Source organism: Nocardia sp. NPDC058497 (genome assembly GCF_042720195.1).
GTDB lineage: Bacteria > Actinomycetota > Actinomycetes > Mycobacteriales > Mycobacteriaceae > Nocardia.
Genome location: NZ_JBHXMY010000027.1, coordinates 1 through 4,890, shown reverse-complemented (window position 1 = coordinate 4,890; position 4,890 = coordinate 1). Strand labels below are relative to the sequence as shown.

4 protein-coding genes are annotated in these 4,890 nt (G+C 68.9%); 3 read left to right on the top strand and 1 reads right to left on the bottom strand.

Going from position 1 to position 4,890, the window contains the following annotated elements; translation table 11 throughout:
- A partial coding sequence (locus ACFWPJ_RS03650) for a trans-sulfuration enzyme family protein (RefSeq protein ID WP_378846673.1) occupies positions 1-1,015 on the bottom strand: 1,015 nt, incomplete at its 3' end.
- Positions 1,016-1,707: 692 nt separating this feature from the next.
- Between ACFWPJ_RS03650 and ACFWPJ_RS03645 the strand changes: the two genes are divergently transcribed.
- The 3 genes from ACFWPJ_RS03645 (at position 1,708) to ACFWPJ_RS03635 (ending at position 4,856) form a co-directional block, all read left to right on the top strand.
- Entirely contained in the window at positions 1,708-3,129 is a 1,422-nt protein-coding gene (locus tag ACFWPJ_RS03645) for an ATP-binding protein (RefSeq protein WP_378846670.1), read from the top strand.
- Positions 3,126-3,545: a roadblock/LC7 domain-containing protein gene (locus tag ACFWPJ_RS03640; RefSeq protein WP_378846667.1), complete on the top strand. Its 420-nt coding sequence runs from the start codon at positions 3,126-3,128 to the stop codon at positions 3,543-3,545. The genes ACFWPJ_RS03645 and ACFWPJ_RS03640 overlap by 4 nt, the downstream gene beginning before the upstream one ends.
- Positions 3,546-3,644: 99 nt before the next feature.
- Entirely contained in the window at positions 3,645-4,856 is a 1,212-nt protein-coding gene (locus tag ACFWPJ_RS03635; RefSeq protein WP_378846722.1) for a cytochrome P450, read from the top strand.
- The last annotated feature ends 34 nt before the right edge of the window (positions 4,857-4,890 follow it).

Genomic DNA, 4,890 nt, shown 5'->3' with positions numbered 1-4,890 from the left:
GTGGTTGGGGGGGCGCGGGGGGGCGGTGTCCGCGCCGGCCCCCCCCCCCCCCGAGGCTGGTGGCGTGGACCCAGAGGTTGGTGCTTTCGCAGACGTGTTGGGCGGCGGCCGCGTCGCCGCCGAGTTCGAAGGCGAGGATGGCGCCGAAGCCGGACATCTGAGTGGCTGCTCGGGCGTGGCCCGGGTCCTCGGGCAGACCGGGGTAGCGGACTCGGCTCACGCGTGGGTGCTCGAGCAGTCGCGCTGCCAGGAACGCAGCGTTCGACTGGGCTCGCTCCAGTCGCAGTGCGAGCGTGCGGAGGCCGCGGAGGGCCAGCCAGGCCTCCATCGGGCCAGGGATCGCGCCCAGACTTCTCCGGCGCAACTCCAGGGCCGACCACTGCTCATCCGAGTTGGTGATGACAGCACCGAGTACTACGTCCGAGTGGCCCGCGATGAACTTGGTCGCCGAGTGCAGCACGATGTCGGCGCCCATGGACAGCGGCTGCTGCAGGAGTGGTGTGGCAAAGGTGTTGTCCACGACAACCGTGGCGCCCGCAGTACGGCCTGCTGCTGCGAGTCCTGGGAGGGCTGCGACCTCCATGGCCGGGTTGGTCGGCGACTCGATCCACAGCAGGTCTGCACCGGCTACTGCGGCTGACACTGCTGCAGTGTCGACAACACTCACTCGGTCGACAGTGAGCCGTCCCGTTGCCGCTTGCTGGTCCAGCAGGGCCAGTACTCCGCTGTAGGCGTGCTGCGGCGCTACAACGCGACCACCGACCGGTACGAGGTCGCAGATCGCGGCGGCGGCCGCCATCCCCGCGGCGAAGCTCAGGCAGCGTCCGCCTTCCAAAGCGCCGAGGGTCTCCTCGAGTGCCGTCCAGGCGTCGTTGCCGTAGCGACCGTAGCCCATGTCGCCACCCGCGACGTAGGTCGAGGCGAAGACGGGTGACCCACCCATCGGCGCATCCGGGACCCGAGCGGGCCGGCCGGCGTGCACGACAACTGTGGAGGGATCCAGATCAGGCGTCATGCCTGCACTGTAGGCAGCGGGATACCGCCGCCGCGGAGCAGGCCCATCGCTTCGAGTGAGCCGTGGGCGCTGAGACTTGGTTGCCTCCTGATGTCGGTTGCGATCCTCAAAAGTGTTGGCGCAGAAAGGATGTCTGCATGCGCGCGCCCAGTTCCGCTGCGGCCGAGGTCGCGCTTGGTCGAATGACATGGATTGGCCAGACAATTCGTTGTCGCGAGTGTGGCGCCGATAATCGTTGGACGCTCGTCAGCGAGACGGGGTCTGATGGTCAGCAAGCCGACGCGTTGGCGATCTGTCGCAGTGGGCACGAGGTGCGGCACCCGACCTTACTATTCGGGCAAACACAAGAAGCACGGCATGAAGGCGTCAGCATCGGCACGCTGTACCGGTGTGGCGCCGAGCTTGTCCGCGACGCGGCGGGTCCGCACCGGTCGCGCCCCGGCCTCCCGTCGTGCCCGCCGCCGCCCCCGCTGCGCTGCGGCTCCCGCTCTGGCCGGTGGGGTGAATACCTGGTCCCACCAATATATTTCAGGAGCGCAACGATGCACTGCTAGGGTGTGCGGGATCGCCGGAAGCACAGGGTACGCGAGATCGGGCAGGATCCGTCTCGCCCGTCGGCGACGCGGCTCGCCGGACGGCCCGGCGGGGTTCCGGCCACCTGGGCTCTTCGGTCGGTGACGACAAAGGAACCGATGACTCCGACACTCGCGGTGTTCTTGTTCGGTCTCGCAACTCTGGTGTTGCTCGGCGCGGTGACGGTAGCGGTTCTCGCGCTGCGTAACGAGCGCCGGGTCCGCACTCGCCTGGATGTGGCGGAGCGCGAGCTCTACGCCCATGAGGAGTCGATGACACGGCTCGTCGAACTGACCTTGCCGCGGATCACCGACGCCGTGCGCCACCACAGCGAGCCGGTGGTCACGGCCGAAGTGCCTGCCCTGTTGCAGGATTCGTCCTTCGCGCAGAAGCTGGCCAGGATCGCGGTCGCGCACGCCGACGACCTGCGTCAGGTGCAACACGAAACCGCCGTCGCCGAGGAGCGACTCGCCGAGGAGCGGATCGCGGTGCAGGTCGAGACGGCGGAGGCCGCGGCGCGAGCCCAGGTCGCCGCCGACGCGCGCGCGGCGACCAACAGCGCCGTCCGAGCGTTCGGCACAACCGTGGTCAGTCTCGGCGCCGATGTCGGGCAGGTGGTCAGTAACGCGTTGCGGGAGAACCGCAACGACGAGGTCTACGCGATCCTGAGCCGCATCGACCACACCGTGCAGCAGATGATCCGGCAGGCACAGTCCTACGTCATCGTCTCCGGTGGCCTGCCCGGCAGGCGCTGGCCGCAGCAGACCGTCACCGAGGTGGTCGGTGGCGCAACCAGCCGGGTGCGCGACTATCTGCGGATCCGGGCGGGCAACTGCGATCAGGTCATCGTCAGCCGGGCGGTCGAGCCGCTGGTGCACACCGTGGCGACGCTGCTCGACAACGCGCTGCGCTATTCGCCGCCGTCGTCGTTCGTCGACATCACCTTCCAGGAGGGTCACCACGGCGTCACCCTGATCATCGACGACGCGGGCGTGCGGATGAGCCAGGAACAGATGGAGGAAGCCCGGCAGGTGCTGTCGGGCGAGCGCGCCGTCGACATCAACTCGCTCGGTCCGTCGCCCCGGGTCGGGTTTCCCGGCGTCGCCGCGCTCGCCCGCCGCTACGGCTTCGCCGCCTATGTCGACGGACCCAATATCTACGGCGGCACCAGGGCCATGGTCTTCATCCCCGCCGCCCTGCTGGTCAGCGCCGCCGACGCGCGCCGGATCGACTTCGACATCCCCGAAACCGCTCCTCGCAGACCGGTTTCCGTCGCGACGGAAGACTCCGCGACCACCGGGAAGCACCGGCCACCTGCCGTGGTGACCGCCGCGAAGGCTCCCGAACCGGAGGCCGACGACTACGCCAGAACCATGGGCGGACTTCCCAAGCGCAGGCGCCGCGCGGTCGCCCCGCTCGACGACCGCGCCAACACCGCTGAGACGCCGGGCAGGCCCGAACTGGTCGCCGCCTGGCACAGCGGTTCCCGACACGGTCGCGCCGCGGCCGAGCAATCGACGGAAGGGCAGAACATCCGATGAGCATGCCGATCGCAGACAGCACCAACCGCCTGGCGTGGTTACTCGACGATCTCGAGCTGGACGGCGTCCGCTTCTCGGTCCTGCTGTCCGACGACGGGTTACGCGTCGCGCACTCCCCCGGAATCACCCGTGACGAGGCCGAGCGGTTCGCGGCCGCCGCGTCGGGACTGCGGTCGCTGGGTAAGGCGCTCGGCGAGTTCTGCGGCGGGCCGGGAAACCCGGTGCGCCAGAACATGACCGAGTACGACGACGGCATGATCCTGATCACCGCCGCGGGCGCGGGCACCCAGCTCGGCGTCGCGACGAGCAGCGATGTCGATCTCGCCCTCGTCGCCCACCGGATGAACGAACTCGCGGCGCGGGTGGGGCGCGAGCTGGGGACGGCGCCGAGACGCGGTGATCGCTCACCGTCCTGAAGTCCGCTGGGGGGTTCCGCCGACGATCTTGTTCCACCGAGAGGACAACACGCTGTGCAACTCGAAGCCTCGCTCTACCCCGACCCCACCCGAGGCCCGGTGTCGCCGGATTCGCGCGGCGGCCAGGACCGGGTACCGCTCTACTCAGAGGAATTCGCCGCCGACCCGCAGAGCGCCTACCGCACCATGCGGGATCGCTACGGCTCGCTGGTTCCCGTCGACCTGGTGCCCGGTGTCCCCGCCACCCTGGTGATCGGCTATCGCACCGCGGTGCAGATCCTCAACGATCCCGACCATTTCCCCGCCGATCCGCGCATGTGGCAGCGTGACATTCCCGCGGACTGCCCGGTGCGGCCGATGATGTGCTACCGCCCCAACGCCATTCGGACCAGCGGCACCGAGCATGTCCGGTACCGCCAGGTCACCGTCGCCGGGCTGGCCGGCGTGGATCTGTACCGCCTGCATCGCACGGTGGAGCAGATCGCGATGCCGGTGATCAACACGTTCTGCACCGACGGCACCGCGGATCTGTTGAGCCAGTATGCCTTTCCCGTCATCTTCGCGACGATCAACGCCATGCTGGGTGTGCCCGAGGAGATCGGCGGGCGGGTCGCCACCGGGATGGCGCAGATGTTCGAGGGCGGCGACACCGCGGTCCAGGGTGCGCAGATGCTGGAAGACGCCCTCTACGACCTGGTCCGACTCAAGCAGACCGCGCCGGGCGACGACATCACCACCCGGCTGGTCCAGCATCCGCAGCAGCTCAACGACGAAGAGCTGATGAACCAGCTGCTGACCATGTACGGCGCGGGGATCGAGCCGATGCTCAATCTGGTCCTCAACACGATCCGGCTGATGCTCACCGATCAGCGATTCGCGGGCAGCCTGCTCGGTGGCAGCCTGTCCACCCGCGACGCGCTCGACGAGGTGCTCTACACCGATCCGCCGATGGCCAACTTCTGCACCACCTACCCGCGCCAGCCGATCCTCGTCGACGACGTGTGGCTGCCCGCTCATCAGCCGGTCGTCATCAGCATGGCCGCGTGCAACAACGATCCGGCGATCGGCAGCGGTGACTTCCTGGACAACCGGGCGCATCTGGCGTGGAGCACCGGCCCGCACGGCTGCCCGGCCAAGTCCCCCGCCTACCTGATCGCGCAGGAGGCGATCGATCAGCTGCTCGACGCGCTGCCCGAACTCGAACTGGCGGTGCCTGCGAACGAATTGGTCTGGCGGCCGGGGCCTTTCCACCGGGCGCTGGCCGGACTGCCGGTCCAGTTCCCGAAGACGCCCCCGCTGTCGATGCGGTGAGCACGGTCCCTGCTCGCGACGAGCAGGGTCCGCT